The sequence below is a fragment of the Paenibacillus artemisiicola genome (assembly GCF_017652985.1).
GTDB lineage: Bacteria > Bacillota > Bacilli > Paenibacillales > Paenibacillaceae > Paenibacillus_Z > Paenibacillus_Z artemisiicola.
Genome location: NZ_JAGGDJ010000019.1, coordinates 66,140 through 84,607 on the forward strand (window position 1 = coordinate 66,140; position 18,468 = coordinate 84,607).

Annotated in this window: 18 protein-coding genes; 1 reads left to right on the forward strand and 17 read right to left on the reverse strand. The window is 63.7% G+C overall.

Annotated features, from left to right (window positions below; translation table 11 throughout):
- Positions 1–54: 54 nt before the first annotated feature.
- The 6 genes from spoVAE to I8J29_RS20135 form a co-directional block, all read right to left on the reverse strand.
- Complete coding sequence (gene spoVAE / locus I8J29_RS20110) at positions 55–405, reverse strand: stage V sporulation protein AE (RefSeq protein WP_208849289.1); 351 nt, start codon at positions 403–405, stop codon at positions 55–57.
- 21 nt (positions 406–426) lie between these two features.
- Positions 427–1,443 (reverse strand): stage V sporulation protein AD, encoded by a 1,017-nt coding sequence (gene spoVAD / locus I8J29_RS20115; protein WP_208849290.1) that lies wholly within the window; start codon positions 1,441–1,443, stop codon positions 427–429.
- A gap of 2 nt (positions 1,444–1,445) precedes the next feature.
- A complete protein-coding gene (spoVAC, locus tag I8J29_RS20120; RefSeq protein ID WP_208849291.1) occupies positions 1,446–1,898 on the reverse strand; it encodes a stage V sporulation protein AC in 453 nt (150 codons plus the stop codon).
- A 503-nt stretch (positions 1,899–2,401) separates the two neighbouring features.
- Entirely contained in the window at positions 2,402–2,977 is a 576-nt protein-coding gene (locus I8J29_RS20125; RefSeq protein WP_208849322.1) for a nitroreductase family protein, read from the reverse strand.
- Positions 2,978–3,163: 186 nt separating this feature from the next.
- Positions 3,164–4,003, reverse strand: coding sequence for a sugar phosphate isomerase/epimerase family protein (locus I8J29_RS20130; RefSeq protein WP_208849292.1), 840 nt, complete (start codon positions 4,001–4,003; stop codon positions 3,164–3,166).
- Positions 4,004–4,125: 122 nt separating this feature from the next.
- The gene (locus tag I8J29_RS20135; RefSeq protein ID WP_208849293.1) at positions 4,126–5,190 is read right to left on the reverse strand and encodes a Gfo/Idh/MocA family protein; all 1,065 of its coding nucleotides are present in this window, start codon (positions 5,188–5,190) and stop codon (positions 4,126–4,128) included.
- Positions 5,191–5,320: 130 nt separating this feature from the next.
- On the opposite strand from I8J29_RS20135, the gene I8J29_RS20140 reads away from it, so the two are divergent.
- On the forward strand, positions 5,321–6,190 hold the full coding sequence (locus tag I8J29_RS20140) for an AraC family transcriptional regulator (RefSeq protein ID WP_208849294.1): 870 nt from the start codon (positions 5,321–5,323) through the stop codon (positions 6,188–6,190).
- Positions 6,191–6,232: 42 nt separating this feature from the next.
- Here I8J29_RS20140 and I8J29_RS20145 read toward each other — a convergent pair whose 3' ends face one another.
- The 11 genes from I8J29_RS20145 to I8J29_RS20195 form a co-directional block, all read right to left on the reverse strand.
- Positions 6,233–7,111, reverse strand: coding sequence for a phytanoyl-CoA dioxygenase family protein (locus tag I8J29_RS20145; RefSeq protein ID WP_208849295.1), 879 nt, complete (start codon positions 7,109–7,111; stop codon positions 6,233–6,235).
- A 105-nt stretch (positions 7,112–7,216) separates the two neighbouring features.
- Positions 7,217–8,083: an AraC family transcriptional regulator gene (locus I8J29_RS20150; protein WP_208849296.1), complete on the reverse strand. Its 867-nt coding sequence runs from the start codon at positions 8,081–8,083 to the stop codon at positions 7,217–7,219.
- Between the two features lie 116 nt (positions 8,084–8,199).
- Positions 8,200–8,571, reverse strand: coding sequence for a hypothetical protein (locus I8J29_RS20155; RefSeq protein ID WP_208849297.1), 372 nt, complete (start codon positions 8,569–8,571; stop codon positions 8,200–8,202).
- A gap of 193 nt (positions 8,572–8,764) precedes the next feature.
- A complete protein-coding gene (locus tag I8J29_RS20160) occupies positions 8,765–10,816 on the reverse strand; it encodes a molybdopterin-containing oxidoreductase family protein (protein ID WP_208849298.1) in 2,052 nt (683 codons plus the stop codon).
- A gap of 232 nt (positions 10,817–11,048) precedes the next feature.
- The gene (locus I8J29_RS20165; RefSeq protein ID WP_208849299.1) at positions 11,049–12,029 is read right to left on the reverse strand and encodes an aldo/keto reductase; all 981 of its coding nucleotides are present in this window, start codon (positions 12,027–12,029) and stop codon (positions 11,049–11,051) included.
- Between the two features lie 142 nt (positions 12,030–12,171).
- The gene (locus tag I8J29_RS20170; protein WP_338113244.1) at positions 12,172–14,049 is read right to left on the reverse strand and encodes an LTA synthase family protein; all 1,878 of its coding nucleotides are present in this window, start codon (positions 14,047–14,049) and stop codon (positions 12,172–12,174) included.
- A gap of 187 nt (positions 14,050–14,236) precedes the next feature.
- Complete coding sequence (locus I8J29_RS20175; RefSeq protein WP_208849300.1) at positions 14,237–14,881, reverse strand: TetR/AcrR family transcriptional regulator; 645 nt, start codon at positions 14,879–14,881, stop codon at positions 14,237–14,239.
- Between the two features lie 85 nt (positions 14,882–14,966).
- On the reverse strand, positions 14,967–15,740 hold the full coding sequence (locus I8J29_RS20180) for an SDR family NAD(P)-dependent oxidoreductase (RefSeq protein ID WP_208849301.1): 774 nt from the start codon (positions 15,738–15,740) through the stop codon (positions 14,967–14,969).
- Positions 15,737–16,546, reverse strand: a complete 810-nt coding sequence (locus tag I8J29_RS20185) for an SDR family NAD(P)-dependent oxidoreductase (protein WP_208849302.1) — start codon at positions 16,544–16,546, stop codon at positions 15,737–15,739. Before I8J29_RS20185 ends, I8J29_RS20180 begins: the two co-directional genes overlap by 4 nt.
- A complete protein-coding gene (locus tag I8J29_RS20190; protein ID WP_208849303.1) occupies positions 16,543–17,538 on the reverse strand; it encodes a sugar phosphate isomerase/epimerase family protein in 996 nt (331 codons plus the stop codon). Before I8J29_RS20190 ends, I8J29_RS20185 begins: the two co-directional genes overlap by 4 nt.
- 89 nt (positions 17,539–17,627) lie before the next feature.
- A complete protein-coding gene (locus I8J29_RS20195) occupies positions 17,628–18,398 on the reverse strand; it encodes an SDR family NAD(P)-dependent oxidoreductase (RefSeq protein ID WP_208849304.1) in 771 nt (256 codons plus the stop codon).
- Positions 18,399–18,468 lie beyond the last annotated feature (70 nt).

Sequence of the window (18,468 nt, forward strand, 5' to 3'; positions counted from 1 at the left end):
AAAAAATTGGAGATTCCCACAGGAACCTCCAATTGCGCCGCTCTATCCGATTCGTTAGCCCTTCGGCCTGACGGCGAGCGCCGCCAGGAACGAGAAAATGATCGCCGCGGATATGCCCGCGCTCGTGATGTCGAAGATCCCGGTGATGATCCCGATCCACCCGTCGCGGTGCAGCTCCGTCAGCGCCCCGTGCACGAGCGCGTTGCCGAAGCTCGTGATCGGGACGGTCGCGCCGGCGCCCGCGAATTTGATCAACGGATCGTACCACCCGATGCCGTCCACGACCGCGCCTGCCACGACGAGCGTCGCCATCGTGTGCGCCGGCGTCAGCTTCGCGACGTCGAACATCAGCTGGCCGATCACGCAGATGCCGCCGCCGACGAGAAAAGCCCACAAATAAATCATGCAGTACCGCTCCTTTCTCCGTTAATTGTGCATCGGACTTTCGATCGCGACGGCGTGGGCGATGCACGGGATCGACTCGCCCTGCTGGTACGACAGCGGCGAGAGCAGCGCGCCCGTCGCGCAGACGAGGATGCGCTTCAGCTCGCCTTTCATGAGCCGCTTCAGCAAATGGCCGTACGTCACGACGGCGGAGCAGGCGCAGCCGCTTCCTCCCGCCTGCACCTTCTGCTTCGCCACGTCGTACACCATCAGCCCGCAGTCGCCGAATACCGTGTCCTGCATCGGAACGCCGTCCCGGGCGAGGAGATCCGTCGCGATGGCGTGCCCGACGGTCGCCAGGTCCCCGGTGACGATCAGGTCGTAATCCTTCGGCTGCCGGCCCGTGTCGTTGAAATGCATCGTCAGCGTATCCACCGCCGCCGGAGCCATCGCCGCGCCCATGTTGAACGGATCGGTGATGCCGAGATCGACGATCTTCCCGATCGTCGCGCATTGCACGACCGGCCCCTCGCCCTCCGGCGCCACGACGACCGCGCCCGCTCCCGTCACGGTGTACTGCGCGGTCGGCGGCTTCTGGGAGCCGTATTCCGTCGGGTACCGGAACTGCTTCTCCGCCGTGCAGTTATGGCTGCACGTGCCCGCGAGCACGTACTGTCCCGAGCCGGAATTGACGATCAGCGAGGCGATCGCGAGCGACTCCATGGACGTGGAGCAGGCGCCGAACACGCCGAGGTAAGGCGCGCCGATCGTCCGCGCCGCGAAGCTGTTGCTGATGATCTGGTTCATCAGGTCGCCGCCGACGTAGAACTGCAGCTGCTGCTTGTTCACCTTCGCCTTCTCGAGCGCCATGTCGGACGCCTGCTCCAGCAGCAGCCGCTCGGCCTTCTCCCAGCTCTTCTGCTGCATGTCCAGCTCCGGATGGACGAGATCGAAATCGGCCGCGAGCGGCCCTTCGCCTTCGTCCGGCCCGACGACCGTCGCCGAGCTGATGATAACCGGCCGCTGTTCGAACCACCACGTTTGTTTGCCGCGCAGCATGGTCAGTGCCCTCCGATCCCGAAGATGAAGTAAACCAGCCCGACGAAGAACGCGGCCACGACGCCGTAGACGATGACCGAGCCGGCCAGCTTGAACATGTTGGCGCCCACGCCGAGCACGAGCCCTTCGGCGCGGTGCTCGAGCGCCGCGGAGCACATGGAGTTGGCGAAGCCCGTAACCGGAACGGCCGTGCCGGCGCCGGCCCACTGGGCGATCTTGTCGTATACGCCGAGGCAGGTCATGATGACCGAGATGAGAATAAGCACCGCGACGGTCGGGTTGCCCGCCTCCGTCCGCGACATATGGAAGCCGTACATGAACGCCTCGGAGATGGCTTGTCCCACGATGCTGATCAAGCCGCCCACGAGGAACGCCCGCACGCAGTTGGCCAGCACGGAACGGGACGGCTCCCGGTTTTTGGCGAAATTTTGATATTCTTTAGGCGACATTGTCATCTTTTTATACTTGGGTTGTCCTGCGCTCTTGGTTGCGATGATCGTGCCCTCCTCTTGTTGGTCTTTAAAGAAGTATGCGTCTGCGGCGGGCGCTTTATGCCAGCGCTGGCAGGCCCGCGAACGCGGCGGCCGCGCCGAAGAGCCCTCGGCGCGTCCGTTGCGGCGCGGAGGGCTGCGGAATGGCTTGCGGAGCGCGTGCGCGCGGCGGTTCAGAACAGCGCAACCGCCAGGAGCGCGACGAGCAGTACGTAAAGCAGCAGCGCCAGCAGCATGACGACGGCGCGCAGATCGCGTTCGAAGGACAAGGGCATCGTGGAAACTCCTCTCGGCCGGTATGGGCGTATGCTGTATCTTATGCGGGCGGAAGCGGACCGGCGACTGCTTCGTCCGAATATCGCCCGGGTCCCGGGGCGCTCAACCGCCGGTCGCCGACGCAAATACAAAAAAGCGCGCGCGTCCCTTCCGGGAATCGGCGCACGCCTTCTAATCGGTATCGCAACGGCTTACTGCTCGATCCACGTCGTCTTGCTGGCCGCGGAAGCGCGCTTCGCCTGGGGCGCCGCCATGTCGGGCACGCCCAAATAAATAAAGCCCAGCATCTTGTCCTGCGGACGCAGGCCGAACGCTTCGTTCATGAGCGGGTGGTAGCACGGCTCGCCGCTTCTCCATACCGCGCCCAGGCCGAGGGCGTGAATCGTCAGCAGCATGTTCTGAATGGCCGCGTTGACGGCGCCGTATTCCTCCAGCTCGATGACGTCCTTGCGCTCGGCCGGCTCCACGGCGACGGCGATGACGACCGGCGCCCGCAGCGCCTTCTTGCGCGCGTCCTCGGCCTTCGCCTCCAAGGCCGCCGCGTCGAGCCCTTCCGCCGCCTGCGCGACCGCGATCGACGCCAGCGCGCCGCCGAGCTTCCGGCGCCCTTCCCCGCTCAGCACGAAGAAGCGCCACGGCTCCGTCAGCCGGTGGTTCGGCGCCCAAATGCCCGCTTCCAATATCCGTTCGATCGTTTCCTTGGCGATCGGCTCCTGCGTCACTTTGCCGATGCTTCTTCTCGTCCGGATCGCCTCGATTACGTTCATCATGATTTCCGTCTCCCCTTCTTGCGATGGCGTTTTCATAGATTCATTGTAGCACAGCCGGGACCGAATGTTGAATCGGCCGATGACCGGAGCGGGCGCCTTCCCGCTTCGCCGGACGCAGGAAAGCCCCGCGAAAGCGACCGAAGCCGCCCCGCGGGGCTTAACCGTGCTGCGGCGATTCGAGGCTTACGCCAGGTCTGCCGCCGCGTACACTTTATCGAAGCCGGCCTTCGAGCGCGCCAGCAGCGATTCCGGCGAGGCGGACGGCGCTTCCGCCGACAGGATTTCCTGCGTCACGGAGCCCTTGTAGCCGATCGCGTTCAGCGCCTTCAGGAAGCCGGCGAGATCGATGACGCCTTCGCCCGGGTAGAGGCGGCCGTTGTCGCGCGCTTCTTCCACCGGCACGTCCGGCGCGTCGTTGATGTGGACATGCACGAGCTGGTCCGGCGTCAGCGCTTCGATGTCCGCCACGCTATGGCCGTTGGTGTACCAGTGGTACGCGTCGAACAGCAGGCCGACGTTCGGCTCGCCGATGGCGGCGATCCAATCCAGCGTTTCGTCCATCGACCAGAGGAACGGATTCGCCCACGCCGTGCGCAGGTGATGCGGACCGACGAATTCCAGGCCGAGGCGGATGCCGTAGGCGCCGAGAATCTGCGCGCACGTGCGCAGCCGGCGCGTGGCGATGACCGCGAAGTGCGCCGCCTTGTAATCCGTGGCCGGCAGCACGTACGTGCAGCAGTTGCGGACGCCGAGCGATGCCGCCGCCGCGGCTTCCTCCGCCAGCTTGGCGAGGCCGGCGCGGAACTTCTCTTCCGATTGGCGCCATTCGACCGACAGGCCGATGGAGCCGATCGCGACGCCGCCGTCCGCCAGCAGCTTGCGGGCGCCTTCGAGTCCGTTGCGGTCGATCAAGCCTTTGGCGTCGATGTCGACCGTTTGAAAGCCGTATTCGCCAGCCAGCGCGATGAAGCGTTCGTCGCTGCCGATGTCGCCGAGCCCGGCGCGGGAAAGTCCTTTTAACATATTCGATCAGCCTCCGTCGATTCGATAGATTCGGGATGAGAGATTGGTAACGCTGGATTCGGAATGAAAATTGGCGATGATGGATTCGGAATGAGAGATTCGGGCTGCGCGGGAATCGCGCCTTACAGGTTCCAGTCCAGCTTGACTTCGTGGCCGGTGCGGGACGATTCGTAAATCGCGTCGAGCACCAGATTGTTCGTGTAGCCCGTCAGCGCCGACGTGATCGGCCGCTTGCCCGTCAGGATGCAGTCGATGAAGTGGCGGCTCAGGCGCAGCCGCTCGCTCTCGTCGTTCTCGGGCCGGGACAGCGGCGTTTCCAGCGGCTTGTCGAATTTCTCGGTGAGCAGCTTGCCCGTCGCGCCGCGGTAGCTCGCGCCGCCTTCGGTGCCCATCAGATGGACGAACGGCGTGTTGTCCGTGTCCATGTGAACGGCCCAGCTCACTTCCAGCGTCAGCGTGCTGCCGTCTTCCATTTTGATCATTGCCGTCGCCAGGTCCTCGACGTCGTAGACGCCGCTCCAGTTCGGCTTGCCCCACGTGCCGATGCCCTTGCGCTTCGGTCCGAATTCCGCGTACGTCGAGCCGAAGACCGAAACCGGCTTCGGGTTGCCCATCAGGTACAGCGCGAGGTCGAGCATATGGACGCCGATATCGATGAGCGGGCCGCCGCCCGACTGGTCCATGCGCGTGAACCACGTGCCCCAGCCCGGAATGCCCTTGCGCCGGAACCAGCCCGTCTTGGCCGTGTAGATCCGGCCGAGCTCGCCGCGGTCGATCTGCTCCTTGATCTGCATCGGCACGGATTCCCAGCGCATTTGATGCCCGATCATGACGACCTTGTCGGATGCCTGGCTCGCCTTCAGAATTTGCTTGGCCGCGGCCGCGTTGATGCCCATCGGCTTCTCCAGCAGCACGTGCTTGCCAGCTTCGATCGCCCGGACGGCGAGCTCCGCGTGATATTGGTTCGGGACGCCGATGATGACCGCGTCGACGTTCGGGCTCTGAATGAGCGCCTCCGGCGATTCCGGTACGCCCGGTATGCCGAACTCCGCCGCCCGCTGCTCCGCCAACGGCACGTACAAGTCCGTGATTGCCGTGATTTCGCATGCGTCGCGCAGCTGCGAAAATTGCGATGCGTGAACGCTTCCAATATTCCCCGCGCCGATGATGCCGATCCGTACTGCCATTGCTCCATCTTCCTCTCCGGATGTCTGCCGCCTGATACGCGCGTAACGATTCTATGATAAAGTAGAACCTAGAAAAAAGCTTGTCTCATATTTCGATAAACGTCCCAATTCTTCGGAGGATCGCCTTTCCATGACCCATTTTCCGGACTATTTGAAAACTTATCCGAACGCGGACGGCCCGTTCCCGTTCCATATCGGCGTCCATGCCCTCGAACGCGGCTTCCGGGCGCACCGCCACGATTTCCTGGAGCTGTCGTACGTCATCTCCGGCCGGGGCTCCGAGGCCGTCAACGACGTCCGGCACGACATGGTGCCGGGTACGTTCACCTTCGTGCAGCCGTACCAGGTGCACGAGCTGTTCACGGAGCCCGGAAGCACGCTGCTGCTGTACAACTGCATGTTCAGCATGGATCTGCTGATGGACGCTGGCGGCCACGGCGACGGGCTGGCGGAGCTGGTCGAGCCTAGCGCGCTGCCGCCGTACACGACGTTTACCGGCGCGATGGCGGAGCGGACGCGGTTCCTCATCGACGACATGATGCGCGAGTACGAAGGCGGCGAGCCTTGGCGGCTCCCGATGCTGCAAGCCCGGCTGAAGGAGCTGCTGATCTGCTTCGACCGCGAGCGGCGCAAGCACCGGCCCGACGCGGCGAGCGCCGCGCCGCCGATCAAGAAGGGCGCCTCCGTCTGGCCGATCCTTCATCATCTTCACCGCCATTACCAGGAGGACGTGACCCTGTCCCGGCTGTCGGAGCGCTTCGCCATGAGCGCCTCGCGGATCAGCGAGGTGATCAAGGAGCAGACCGGCCAGACGTTCGTCCACTTCCTTCAGGACCTGCGGCTGCGCCACGCCACCTCGCTGCTCGTCTCCACCGATTACAGCGTCGTCGAGGTCGCGCTCGAGGTCGGCTTCGGGTCCTACAAGACGTTCGCCAAAATCTTCCGCGAACGCAAGGGCATGGCGCCGCTCGCGTACCGCAAAGCGAAAAGACCCGTCTGACGCCGAAGCGCCGGACGGATCTTCCCTCGCGCCGGCGTCGGCCTACACGCGGTGCAGCTTTTGCCCCTTCGCCTCCGAGACCTCCCGCCACAGACGGCGCCATTCACCGGCGTCCCGCAGCACGCTTTCCGGGTCGCGCGCGCTGCGAACCGGGAAAGAGGGCTGGAACGAGCGGCCGGAGTTCGCCCCCGTCTTGTGGTAGCGCAGATCGATGGACCAGCGGACGATGCCGGACCGGTTGCCGATTCCGCGATGCGGCGTGTACTTGTTCATGATGACGAGGCTGCCCTTCGGGCATTCCGCCCGGACCGGCACGATCTCCGGCAGCTTGGCGGGGTCGATCATCGTGCCGCCCTCCGCGCGGTGGTCGAGATAGCCCCGCTTGAACGCGCCCGGCATGACCTCCATGCAGCCCGTCTCCGCGGTCGCGTCCACGAGCGGCATCCAGAACGTGATGATCTCGGAAGCCTCGGAATCCGGCGTCGTGACCGCGCAGTCCTGATGCCACGGCACGTTCTGAAAATAATCCGGCTCGTCCCCCGCGTACGCCGATGGCAGCTTCGCCCGGAGATGCTGGATCGGATTGCAGCTGATCTCGCTGCCGAGCAGGCATTCCGCCACGTCCAGCAGCTTCTCGCTGCCCAGATGGCGGAACATCGCCTCGCCGAGCAGGTGCTGGATATCGAACCCTTTGCCGATTTCGCGGCATTCCCGGTACAGGAACGCATAGCGCCGCTCGAACGGCTCCTCTTCATAAAGCGCTTTCAGCTTGCCTTCCGCAAACAGCCTCCTCGCCCTTTCGTCGATCTCCCGCTCCAGCTCGCCGATAACCGGCCGCAGATCCGCCTCGCTCAGCGCTTCCGGCACGATCAGATACCCTTCCGTCTGATACGCGATGATTTGCTCCACCGTTAACCGCATGTCCGCATGCCTCCGAATCGTAGAATGTCTTGCCGCTTCTACCTCCATGCTACCAGCGGCGCGTTCATGGCGGAAGGTACAAAACCCGCCCGAATGCGGACGATTTTATCCTCTTCGGTACGCGCCGGGCGCGCGCCCGCTGTGCATGCGGAACAAGCGCGCAAAATACGACGGGTCGTCGTAGCCGAGCATCCCGGCGATCGCGGCCACGGGATGATCCGTATAGAGGAGCAGCTTCTCCGCTTCGGTCATGCGCAGCCGCCGCAGGTACGATAACGGCGACAGGCCGGTATGGGCCTTGAACACGCGGCACAGATAATTCGGCGTCCAATGGACCAGCTCGGCCAGCTCCTCCAAGCGGACGGGCTCGGCGATCCGGGCGGACAGATGGCGCTTGAGCGCGTCGATCTCCTCGGCGCTGCCGGGACGTCCCGGCATGGCGTCCGCCGCGATCAGCCGCCAGACCACTTCTTCCGCGCGCAGCATCAAATCCGCCACGAGAAGCGACTTCCGCTCCGGCGTGGAGAACCGGTGCTCCGGATCGAGCAGCCGGGCGAACCCTTCCAGCAGGAACGGACGCAGCCGAGCGGGCACGGCGATCGGCTGCTCCCGCAGCGCCGCGGGCACGCGCACCCCTCTGCGCCGCTCGAGCCAATCGAAAAAATCGGCCCGTACGGCGTTGTCCGCCTCGTCGCGCAGCAGAAAGGTGCATTCCGCGTTATGCAGCGGCCGTTCGGGGTCGCCGTGGAACTGATGCCAGTCGCCGGGCTGGATGATGTACAACAGGCCGGGCTCCGCTTTGGTGATCCGATCGTTGACGAGAAAGCTCCCTTCGCCTTCCGTGACGTACATGAAGTGGTACACCGGATGCCGGTGGCGGTTCGTCAGCGTCCCCCCGCGCGCGCGCTGCAGATCCGTTGTGACGTGCTCCACGCGCAAGTACCGCTCATCCATTTGAACCCGCAAACTCATGCCGGACGCCTCCCCGATTTCGAACATGAATACGTACATTTTACTCCCGTCCGGACATGACGAAAAGACCGGAACCCTCCATTCCGGTCTTCTCTATGTGAACGCCTCATCTACATTCAGAAGATTTGGCCGAGGCGGTTGCGGCCATGCAGGACCGGCGCGCCTTCTTCGCCGTTTTGCTCCTGCTTCTGCGCGTTCGCGCGAAGCCGTTCCGTCAGCTCCGCGAACCATTCGGCGTCCCGCGTCGCGAGCGCCAGCTCGATGAAATCGAGCAGCGGGCCTTCGTAGTCCAGCACCTCCAGCGTCGGCTGCGGCTTCAGCCAACTGCTCAGCACGGCGACCGTAGTGCCTACCGCGGCGTCATGATCCGATTGTACGACATGGACCGTCGCGATGTTCCGCTGTTCATTCAACGACGCAATGAATCCCTGAATCATTTCTCCGTCTTTCGTTCTGCCTTGTACCCAATCGCTGATCGCAAAGCTCATCGTCAAGCACCACCCGTCTTCGATTTTTTGGAAGCACCAAAACTGTACTTGTCTCAGTTACAGTATAGGCGAGAAAAGGGGACGCTTCGCAAATGGCTGCCTTTGCTTACCGTCCCGTTTCCCTTTCGATACTGTAATTATATGAGTTACAGTTAATAATGTCAAGCAGCTTACAAAAATAAAGTACGAGCCGCTACACGGCTTTCGCGACGCTGACGCGCCCGGAGAAAAACGTCGCGCCCTGCCCCATGTCGGCGACGCGGTCCGGCGTCAGCGCGTTGACGACGGCTTTGCGGTCCTTGCCGTCCGCCCATAGGCCTTGGCTGACGACGACGCCCGGCAGCACGTCTTCCCCGACGGCCGCCGTCAGCTCGCATTCGCCGCGTCCGTTCCACACCTTCACCGCGTCCCCGTCGCGAATGCCGAGCGTTTCCGCGTCGGCGGCGTTCATATACAGCTTCGGCGTCTTCTCCATCGCCGCGTGCTTGCCGTTATGCGCGAACGTCGAGTTGAGGAAGTTATGGTTCGCCGTCGGAATGAACAGGAACGGATGCGTACCTTCCTCGACGAGCGGCATGTAGGTCGGCATCGGCGGGAATCCTTGCCGCTCCATGGCGGCCGAATACAGCTCGATCCGGCCGCTCGGCGTGCGGAGCTTGCCCTCGAGGACGGGCCGGACGTCCGCCTTGGCAAACTGCTTCTCCCGCAGCGCGTCCAGGGTGATGTCCCGCAAGCCCGGGTTCGCCGGATTGTCCAATGCTTGGGCGATCATGTCGTAATCGCTGTCCCGCAGCGCCTCGTCCTCGTAGCCCATCGCCTGCGCCAGCAGCCGGAAGACGTCCGTGTTGGACTTGCTTTCGCCGTAAGGCGCCGCGACCTGTTCTTGAATCTGCACGTAATGATGCCAGTAGGAGGAATACACGTCCGTATTCTCGAACGCCGACGTCGCCGGCAGCACGATGTCCGCGTAGGCGGCCGTCTCCGTCAGGAAGAGCTCGTGCACGACCGTGAACAAATCCTCGCGCGCCAGCCCTTCCCGGACCTTGCCCGCGTTCGGCGCGACGACGGCCGGGTTCGCGTTGTACACGTACAGCGAGCGGATCGGCTTCGCTTCGTCTTCCAGCGCCTCGCCGAGCAGATTCATGTTGATGTCGCGCGGCCGGGCAAGCGTCCTCGGCTTCAGATCGGGACGTCCCAGCGCGCGCTGGTTCAGCGCCAGATGGCCGCCGTTGCCCTTGATCGCGCCGCCGCCCCGCCTCAGCCACTGGCCGGTCAGCGCCGGCAGGCAGGCGATCGCCCGGGTCGTCATGCCGCCGTTGTCGTGATGCTGCGGGCCGTTGCCGATTCGGATGAACGCGGCGCCGTCTATCGTGCCGTACAGGCGGGCCAGCTTGACGATGTCCGCCGCGGGCACGCCGGTGATCCCGGAGACGTAGTCGGGCGAGTACGTCTTCACGTGCTCGCGCAGCTCTTCATGGCCCACCGTGTACGCCGCCATGAACGCCTCGTCGACGAGCCCTTCCGCGAACAGGACGTGCATGACGCCGAGCGCCAGCGCCGCGTCCGTGCCCGGCCGCACCGGGATAAACCAGTCGCCCCACTTGGCGGTCCGGTTGCGGTGGACGTCGATGACGACGACCGTGGCGCCGTTCTTCCGGGCCTTCTCGGCCAGCGTCACCTGATGCATGTTCGTGCTGACCGCGTTGACGCCCCACAGGATAAACAGCTTGGCATGGACGGTCTCCTCGGGATCCGTGCCGTAGCTGCCGCCCATCGTGTAAGCGTACCCGACGGTGCCGGCCGCTTCGCAGATGGAGTAAATCAAACGGCTCGCGTTCATCCGGTTGAAAAAGCGCCGCCCCATGCCTTCCGTGTTGACGCGGCCCATATTGCCGTAGAAACTGTACGGCAGGATCGCCTCCGGGCCTTCCTCCGCGATGATCGCTTTCCAGCGGGACGTGATCGCCGCGATCGCCTCGTCCCAGCCGATGCGCTCGAATTGGCCGCTTCCCTTGGGGCCGGTTCGTTTGAGCGGGTACCGCAGCCGCTTCTCGTCGTAGATCCGCGCGGTCATGTTCCGTACTTTATTGCAAATCGCCCCCTGCGTGACGGGATGCGAAGGATCGCCTTCGATTTTGACGATGACGCCGTCTTGCTTATGAACCAGCAGGCCGCACTGATCCGGGCAATCCAGCGAGCACACGGACGGGAATACGCCGTTTGCCTGTTCCACATAACTGCTCATGCCGCTTTCTCCTTCCAACCTTCGACTTGCGTACTCTCAGTATACTAGATTGCCGCGACGTCGGCATCCCCGCGGTAACGGCCTGCGGCGAGGGCTCCGCCCCGCCCACGAAAAAAAGCCCGGCGGCCGCATGGGCCTTCGGGCTTTTCAATGGCACAACGGTTAGGTTGGCGTGCCGACTCCAGCCGGCGGACGGTATGCCGCATTCCGCAGCCGGCCTCGGTCGGTCGGCTTATTCGCCGGTTTCCAAGTAGCGCACTTGGGCCGGCGTCAGCGTCAACTCCCCGGCGGCGCAGCTGTCGCGCACGTATTCCGGCCTCGTCGCCCCGATGATCGGGAAGACCGGGAACGGCTGCGACGTCAGATACGCCAGCGCGATGGCGGAGCCGGTCGTCCCGAGCTCGGCCGCCAACCGCTGCGCGCGCTCGAGCCGGCCGAAATTGGCATCGCTGAAATACTGCCGCTCGACGGCCTCCGCGCTGCCTTGGCGACCCGCCTCGCGATCGCGGGCGTAGCGTCCGCCGAAGAACCCGTTCGCCTGCGAAGAGAACGGAATCACCGCCATCCCCGTCCGCTCGAAATACGCCTTGTCCGCATCGCTCATGATCACGAGCGTCGTATCGCGAATGGAGCCGGGATTGACGACCGCCATATTCCACAGCGGCTGGCTCGCGACGAACGGCGTCAACCCGTTACCCTCGGCGTAAGCCCGCGCTTCCTCGATGCGCGCCACCGTCCAATTGGAACAGCCGATGCTGCGGATCTTGCCGGCCTTGACCAGCCCGTCCAACGCTTCCATGATGCCCGCGATCGGCGCGGCCGGATCGTCCCGGTGCAGCCAATACAGGTCGATGACGTCCGTCCCCAGCTGGCTGAGGCTCCGGTCGACGTCGGCGATCAGATCGTCCCGGCCGAGCCGGCCGATATGCATCGACGACAGCTCGGGATGCCCGCCCTTGGTGGCGAGCACGAGCCGTCCGCGGTTGCCGCGTTCCTTCAGCCATTTGCCGAGCCGGATCTCCGTCAGGCTTCGGCCTTGGTTCAGCCAATCGTCGTACACGAGCGCCGTGTCGAAAAAATTGCCGCCTTGCTCCACGTAAAGATCGAACAGCCGGAAAGCTTCCGCCTCCGTCATGCCGCCGCCGAAGCCGGCGGTGCCCATGACGATGACCGCGGCGTTCAAATCCGTTCCGGGAATAGTGCCGTATCGCATCTGCGTCCCCTCCAATGTAGGCCGTGCCTCGTCTGCCTTGCGTGCGTATGCGGCTCTCGGTGCGGGTCTAAGGTGGGGTCCGCGATAAGCGAATGAATCGAGCTAATACCGTGCGAGAATAAAGCCAATCGGGATCGGTCCCCTACTCGTTCGGGCTTCCGTCCTTGTTCGGCAGCTGCGATACGAAGCTGTCCGCCAGGTTCAGCAGCTGCAGCGACCGCTCGTACTGCGCGTCCGTCGCGGGCGTCGTCTCGGTCTCGCCCGGAAGCGGGAAGTTCGTGCCGTCCTGATATTCCTTGCCGGGGACGAAAATGCTCTCGTCCGTGATGAACGAACCGGTCGGCAGGAAGTGGCGCATCGGCAGCAGGTTCGAGCTTTGGTTTAGCAAATCTTCGCCGAAATGAATCTGGTTCGCCGTCGAGACGCCGAGCAGGTTCGCGACCGTCGGCAAAATGTCGATCTGGCCGCCGACGTCATGCTGCGCGGCCCCGTACGTCAGCCCCGGCACGTGCATGATCAGCGGAATCCGGAACATGTCGGGATAGCCGTATTCGTGGCCCAGCATATCCTTCAGCATGTCTTTCTCGTCGCCGCTCAGCGAGTATATCGGAAGTCCCTGGTGGTCACCATACATAAGAATCACGCTGTCGTCCCACAGGCCGGTGTTCTTCAGGTCTTGAATAAAGGCGCCGAGCGCGTAGTCCGCGTAGTTCTGGGCATGGATGTAATTGCCGACGAGCGTGTCTTCCATGTTTTCCGGCAGCGTCATTTTATACTTCGACTCCGGAATCTTGTACGGATGATGCGCGCTCATGGAGATGACCTGCGCGTAGAACGGCTTATCGGCCCGGTCCATGCGCTGCAGCTCCGGAATCGTCTTGGCGTACAGGATTTCGTCCGACGACCCGAACGCGATGTGGTCCTCGTCGCCGTAGAACTTCTGATCGTAATACCGGTCCCAGCCGATGGACTTATACAGCTCGCTGCGGTTCCAGAAATGCACTTCGTTCGTGTGGAACGTCGCGGTATCGTAGCCGTTCGCGTGCATCAGCTTCGGCAGGCTCGGCAAGGCTTTCTCGACGTATTTGTCCGTCGCGGCCTCGTGATGCGGTACGTAAAGCGACGTATTGACGACATACTCGGCGTCGGACGTCGTCCCTTGGCCGGCCATCGTATAGAAGCGGTCGTAATGGAACGTTTCCTGCACGAGCTTGTTCAAGTTCGGCGTTACTTCCTGACCGTTGATTTTCAAACCGATGAGGAAATCCTGGAACGACTCCATCTGCAGGATGATCAGGTTCTTCCCTTTGGCGGCGCCGAAATATTTCGGGGAAGCCGGCTCCCGGAAGCCCTTCAGCCCGTCGATTTTGGCCTGCGTGATATCCTGCATCGGCACGACGTCCTGCTTCTCGGTGGAATCGGACAAGAGCGTGTACACCTCGTAGTTGAGGATGCCCATGTCCTCCGCCTGCTTGTTCTCGTTCATGCTCGCCCGATTCGGCCAGATGTTGAAGACGCACAGCGCGATCGAAGCGGCGATCATGGCGTAAAGGGCCATTCTGCGGGTCGGACGGGGACGCCAGTGCGGCGCGAACGACGGCTCGGAAGCGGCCTTCCGTTTCGGCCAAAAATGCACCGCGCCCAGGATCACGATATCGATGAAGAACAGCAGGTAATACGGATCCAGCAGCGAATACGTGCTCTCCCCTACCTTCGTCACCTTGTCGGCCTGGTGAAGCGCGTGGTACGTGACGATGACGCCGTAATACTTGTAATAGATGACGACGGTAAAATAGAGCAGCGTAATCAAGAGATCGGATAAGAGATAATAGAGCATCTTTCGCTTGCGGGCGATCAGTTCGATGCAGCAGAAGACGATCCAGATGAACGGAAGCTCCGTCACCAGCGTCTCCCACGAGAAGCCGATGTCGAACACGACGTACATGACCAGGCTTCCCTTGACCAGCAGCAGCAGCGTGAACAGCAGGAACCGCCGATTCAATAATTTTGACCAAAACATTGCTTTCATCACCTTCAATGCCATTGTTGTATAGCCCTCGCCTAACCCTGGCGGACGCCAAGCGAAGCGCTTCGGTTCTTCGTTCGGCGAACGATCGCATGCGCGCGTAACGAACAAGGAAGAAACGGGAACGCCGCCCGTGCAGGCGGCGAAGCGAGTTTCTTCCGAAAACGGCAAGCAAAACGACTTATTCGGTTGTCCCGTTCCCGTCCCCCGGCGGCTGCCAGAGGCTTAACGCGAAGTCGACCAGCTCCTCCATGTAGGCGCACGCGTCGGGCTCCGACACGACTTTGATGCCGATGATGGAGCTGTACGAGTGCTGCATCCACATCGACAGCAGCTGGCGGGCCGCCAGCGTGAAATTCATCTGCCGGATCTCGCCCTTCCCGTGCCTGCGCCGCAGGAAGTCCGCGATCGAGTCCACCCGCTCGGCCATCATGGACGCCAGCTGCTTGGCTTCGGCAAGGTCGAGCAGATCGTTCTCGCGGAACAGGATGCGCATCAGATCCAGGTCGTTCAGGAACAGCTCGTTGATCTTGCCCAGAATGGCCAGCAGCGCCTCGCGCAGCGGCAGGTGCTCGATCGTCTCGTTCGTCAATTGCTTGATTTCGCGCACGCGGTGCTCAAAACTTTCCCGCAGCAGGACCGCCATGATCTCTTGCTTCCCGCCCGGAAAATAATGATACAAAATACCGTCGCCTTTTCGGATTTGCCTCGTGATCGCACGAACCGGCGTTCCGTGATACCCCATCTCCGCGAACAAGCCTTTAGCGGTTTCCAGTAGCATTTCTCTCGTTGCGGTCGCCTGTTCTTTTCGGCTGATTTGGGTCATTCGGTTCCCTCCGGCTTTCGTTGAACGATCGTACAATGAGAAGTATATTCCCGCCCCGAACGATCTGTCAACGAGAACATGCTGGTCATCGCAGGCTCAATCCCCCGTCCACCGTGAGCACCTGGCCGGTCACCTGGCTGCTGAGTCCCGACGCCATGAACAGCACGCCGTCCGCGATATCCTCGCCCGTCTGGATGCGCCCCATCGGCAGGCGGGAGGACGCTTCCGCGAACAGCTTGTCGGGGTCCGTGCCGGTCGCGCGCAGCCGCGACGTCTCGCCTTCCGACGCGACCCAACCCGGCTGGACGCAGTTGACGCGAATGCCGTGCTTCGCCAGTCCCTTGGCCAAATTCCGGGTGAGCGTCACGACGGCGCCCTTGGAGACCGCGTACGCCATCGCCGCCGGGTCGCCGCTTCGGGCATGCGTCGAACCGATGTTGACGATGCTCCCGCCCCCGCGTTCGATCATGCCCGGGACGAAAGCTTGGCACATCAGGTAAGCGCCCTTCAAGTTAATACCCATAATCCGCTCCCAAAACGCTTCGTCGGTCCCCATTAAATCCGCCCGCGGGAAAATGCCGGCGTTATTGACCAGCACGTCCGCCGCGCCTAGCTTCGCCCGCACTTCGGACGCCAGGCCGCGGACCTCGTCCAAGCGCGAGACGTCGCAGCGGACGAAGAGCGCTTCGCGCCCCGCTTCGGCCAGCGTCCGCGCAAGCGCGGCGCCGGCCTCCTCGTTCACGTCCGCGATCGCGACCCGCGCGCCGTACGCGGCGAACCGCTCCGCGATCGCCCGCCCGATGCCCTGGGCGCCGCCAGTCACGAGCACCGTCTTGCCGGCTACGTCGATCCCGTTCACTGCGCCTTCACATCCTTCGGCGCCGCGGCTTCGTACGCGACCGCCGGGATTTGCGTCGCCAGCTTGCCGCCGCTGACGTCGATCATCGTGCCCGTAATGTAAGAAGCGAGGTCGGACGAGAGGAAGCAGATGAGGTTCGTGACGTCGTCCTTGCTGCCCCAGCGGCGCAGCGTCAGCGTGTCCAGCAGCCGGTTCTGGCGCTCCTCGCTCTGCTCCGCGAAATGGTTCATGTCGGTCGGGATCATCCCCGGCGCGTAGCAATTGACCGTCACGTTCCACGGGCCGAGCTCGCCCGCCAGCACGCGGGTGAACTGCTTGACCGCCGCCTTGGACGACGCGTACGCGGCGCTGCCGTATGACGGCACGATCGCGGCGAAGGAAGCCGCGTTCAGGATCCGCCCGTGCCGCTGCGCCTTCATGACCGGCGCCACCGCCTTGCACATGAGGAACGTCCCCTTCAGGTTGACGTCCATGTTGAGGTCCCAGATCTCCTCGCCGAGCGATTCCACGGGCCCGCCGCTCGCGACGCCCGCGTTATTGACGAGAATATCGATGCGGCCGAAGCGCCGCTGCACGTCCTCCACGACTTCTTCTATGGCCTTCGCGTCCCGGACGTCGCATAAATATTGGGCGCCGGCCAACTCCCGCTGCGCGAACAGCTCGCGGAGCTCGTCGAGCTGCTCCTGGCGGACGTCGAGCGCGACCGTCCGGACGCCCTCCTGAGCCAAGGTCAGCGCGATCTGGCGCCCGATTCCCCTGCCCGCGCCGGTGACGATCGCCACCTTGCCGTTCAGATCGATGATCACGATACCGCCTCCTCCCCGTCTTCGCGTTCGGAGACGAGCGGCAGCAGGTAAGCGATGCTGGTCCGCAGCTGCGCGCGCTCGTACGCGGCGACCGCTTCCGGCGCCGCTTCCCGCTCGTGCGGCGTCCGCCAGTCGCCGGCCGGCCGCGCGTGCGACTGGACGAAGCGCAGCAGCTCGGCCAGCTGCCGCGCGGAACGGCTCGGATACTCCGGCCAGTAATCGTCCGCGAGCACGCGGATATGCCGGGCTTCCAGCGCTCCGATCTCGATCGACATCGGCAGGTCCGCGGGGCCGTGCTCGCGCAGCAGCGCGAAGAGCGCCGGGAAGTCGACGGCGCCTTGTCCGATCGGGCTGCGCACGAGCCGGAACCCTTCCTCGCTCGGATAGATCCAATAATCCTTCAGGTGCACGTTGCGGATATGCGGCATGATCCGGCGGGCGAAGTCGATCGGCTCCTCCGCCGTCGCGAGCGGATTGCCGGTATCGAGCGTCAGCCCGAAATGCGGCGAGCCGATCGATTCGCACAGCCAGAGCAGCTCTTCGGACGCGAGATCCTGATGGTTCTCGAGCGCGAGCGTGACGCCCGCGCGTTCCGCGGCCTCGGTCGCGGCCGCGAGCCCTTCGCGCACGTCCGCCATGAAGGCGCCCCAGCGTCCCGCCAACGGACGGCGGTCGCCGCCGATGCGCGCGCCGCCGACGACGGTGCGCACGATGGGCGCGCCGGCCGCCTGCGCGATCCGGCAGGCTTCGGCTAGCTTGGCCGGGTCGTAGCCGCCCGAGGCGACCGTCACGTACAAGCCCTGCTCCTTCGTCAGCCGCACGATCGCCGGCAGGTCGGATTGGGCCAGCAGGTTGTCCGGAAGCTCCACGCCCTGCAGCCCGGCCCGCATGGCCCAGGCAATGACGCCTTCGGCCGTCATGGCCTTGCGTTCCGCGCGGGGATGCAGCCCCATCGCGTAAGTCGTGCCGTACATCGATAATCCTATCCGCATCTATCCTTCACCCTTTCGATTCGGAATGAGTCAGAGGCCGTTCGTTTCCTTGTTTCTTTCGCTGCTTATTGAGCCGTATACGGCGCCGATTATTTCGCCGTCCAGCCGCCGTCGACGGTCATCGCCGCGCCGGTCATGAAGCTGGACGCGGCGGAAGCGAGGAACAGGATCGGGCCGGCGATTTCCTCCGGCTTGCCCCAGCGCCCCAGCGCGATCTGTTCGATAAAGAAGCGGTTCGCTTCCGGATTGTTCATGACGACCGTGTTCAGCTCCGTGGCGATCGGTCCCGGGCAGAGGGCGTTGACCGTCACGTTGAACGGCGCCAGCTCCAGCGCGAGCACCTTGGTCAGCTGAATGACGCCGCCCTTGCTGGCGCAGTACGCCGAGCGCTCCGGCAAGCCGACCGCGCCGAGCATCGAGCCCATGTTGATGATGCGGCCGTAGCGCTGCTCCTTCATGACCGGCGTCACGGCGCGCGCGCACAGGTACGGCGATTTCAAATTCGCGCCGACGACGAGATCCCAGCTCGCTTCGTCGTATTCCTCGATCGGCTTGCGAATGTTCGTGCCCGCGTTGTTAATGAGAATATCGATGCGGCCGTGCCGCTCCAGGACCGCCTTGACCATCGCCTCGGCGCCGGCGAAGCCGGAAATGTCCGCCTCGAGCCCGGTCACGTCGGCGCCCGTGGACGCCCGAAGGCCGGCCGCCGCTTCCTCCGCCTTCGCGAGCGCGCGGCTCGTCACGACGACGGCCGCCCCCGCCTCGGCCAGCGTCCGCGCCATTACGAGTCCGAGTCCTCCCGCGCCTCCCGTCACGAGCGCGACTTGTCCGTTTAATTGAAACAACTGCTGCGTATTCATGGCTACATTCGCTCCTTCCGCACCCTTGTATGGGAATGCGCTTACATGGTACCATTCTCCTAACCGCATG

What these genes read in the sequence shown, in the direction of transcription:
- spoVAE (WP_208849289.1), bottom strand. Translation starts at nt 405, where the DNA reads ATGATTTATTTGTGGGCTTTTCTCGTCGGCGGCGGCATCTGCGTGATC.
- spoVAD (WP_208849290.1), bottom strand. Translation starts at nt 1,443, where the DNA reads ATGCTGCGCGGCAAACAAACGTGGTGGTTCGAACAGCGGCCGGTTATC.
- spoVAC (WP_208849291.1), bottom strand. Translation starts at nt 1,898, where the DNA reads ATGACAATGTCGCCTAAAGAATATCAAAATTTCGCCAAAAACCGGGAG.
- I8J29_RS20125 (WP_208849322.1), bottom strand. Translation starts at nt 2,977, where the DNA reads ATGAACGTAATCGAGGCGATCCGGACGAGAAGAAGCATCGGCAAAGTG.
- I8J29_RS20130 (WP_208849292.1), bottom strand. Translation starts at nt 4,003, where the DNA reads ATGTTAAAAGGACTTTCCCGCGCCGGGCTCGGCGACATCGGCAGCGAC.
- I8J29_RS20135 (WP_208849293.1), bottom strand. Translation starts at nt 5,190, where the DNA reads ATGGCAGTACGGATCGGCATCATCGGCGCGGGGAATATTGGAAGCGTT.
- I8J29_RS20140 (WP_208849294.1), top strand. Translation starts at nt 5,321, where the DNA reads ATGACCCATTTTCCGGACTATTTGAAAACTTATCCGAACGCGGACGGC.
- I8J29_RS20145 (WP_208849295.1), bottom strand. Translation starts at nt 7,111, where the DNA reads ATGCGGTTAACGGTGGAGCAAATCATCGCGTATCAGACGGAAGGGTAT.
- I8J29_RS20150 (WP_208849296.1), bottom strand. Translation starts at nt 8,083, where the DNA reads ATGAGTTTGCGGGTTCAAATGGATGAGCGGTACTTGCGCGTGGAGCAC.
- I8J29_RS20155 (WP_208849297.1), bottom strand. Translation starts at nt 8,571, where the DNA reads ATGAGCTTTGCGATCAGCGATTGGGTACAAGGCAGAACGAAAGACGGA.
- I8J29_RS20160 (WP_208849298.1), bottom strand. Translation starts at nt 10,816, where the DNA reads ATGAGCAGTTATGTGGAACAGGCAAACGGCGTATTCCCGTCCGTGTGC.
- I8J29_RS20165 (WP_208849299.1), bottom strand. Translation starts at nt 12,029, where the DNA reads ATGCGATACGGCACTATTCCCGGAACGGATTTGAACGCCGCGGTCATC.
- I8J29_RS20170 (WP_338113244.1), bottom strand. Translation starts at nt 14,049, where the DNA reads ATGTTTTGGTCAAAATTATTGAATCGGCGGTTCCTGCTGTTCACGCTG.
- I8J29_RS20175 (WP_208849300.1), bottom strand. Translation starts at nt 14,881, where the DNA reads ATGACCCAAATCAGCCGAAAAGAACAGGCGACCGCAACGAGAGAAATG.
- I8J29_RS20190 (WP_208849303.1), bottom strand. Translation starts at nt 17,538, where the DNA reads ATGCGGATAGGATTATCGATGTACGGCACGACTTACGCGATGGGGCTG.
- I8J29_RS20195 (WP_208849304.1), bottom strand. Translation starts at nt 18,398, where the DNA reads ATGAATACGCAGCAGTTGTTTCAATTAAACGGACAAGTCGCGCTCGTG.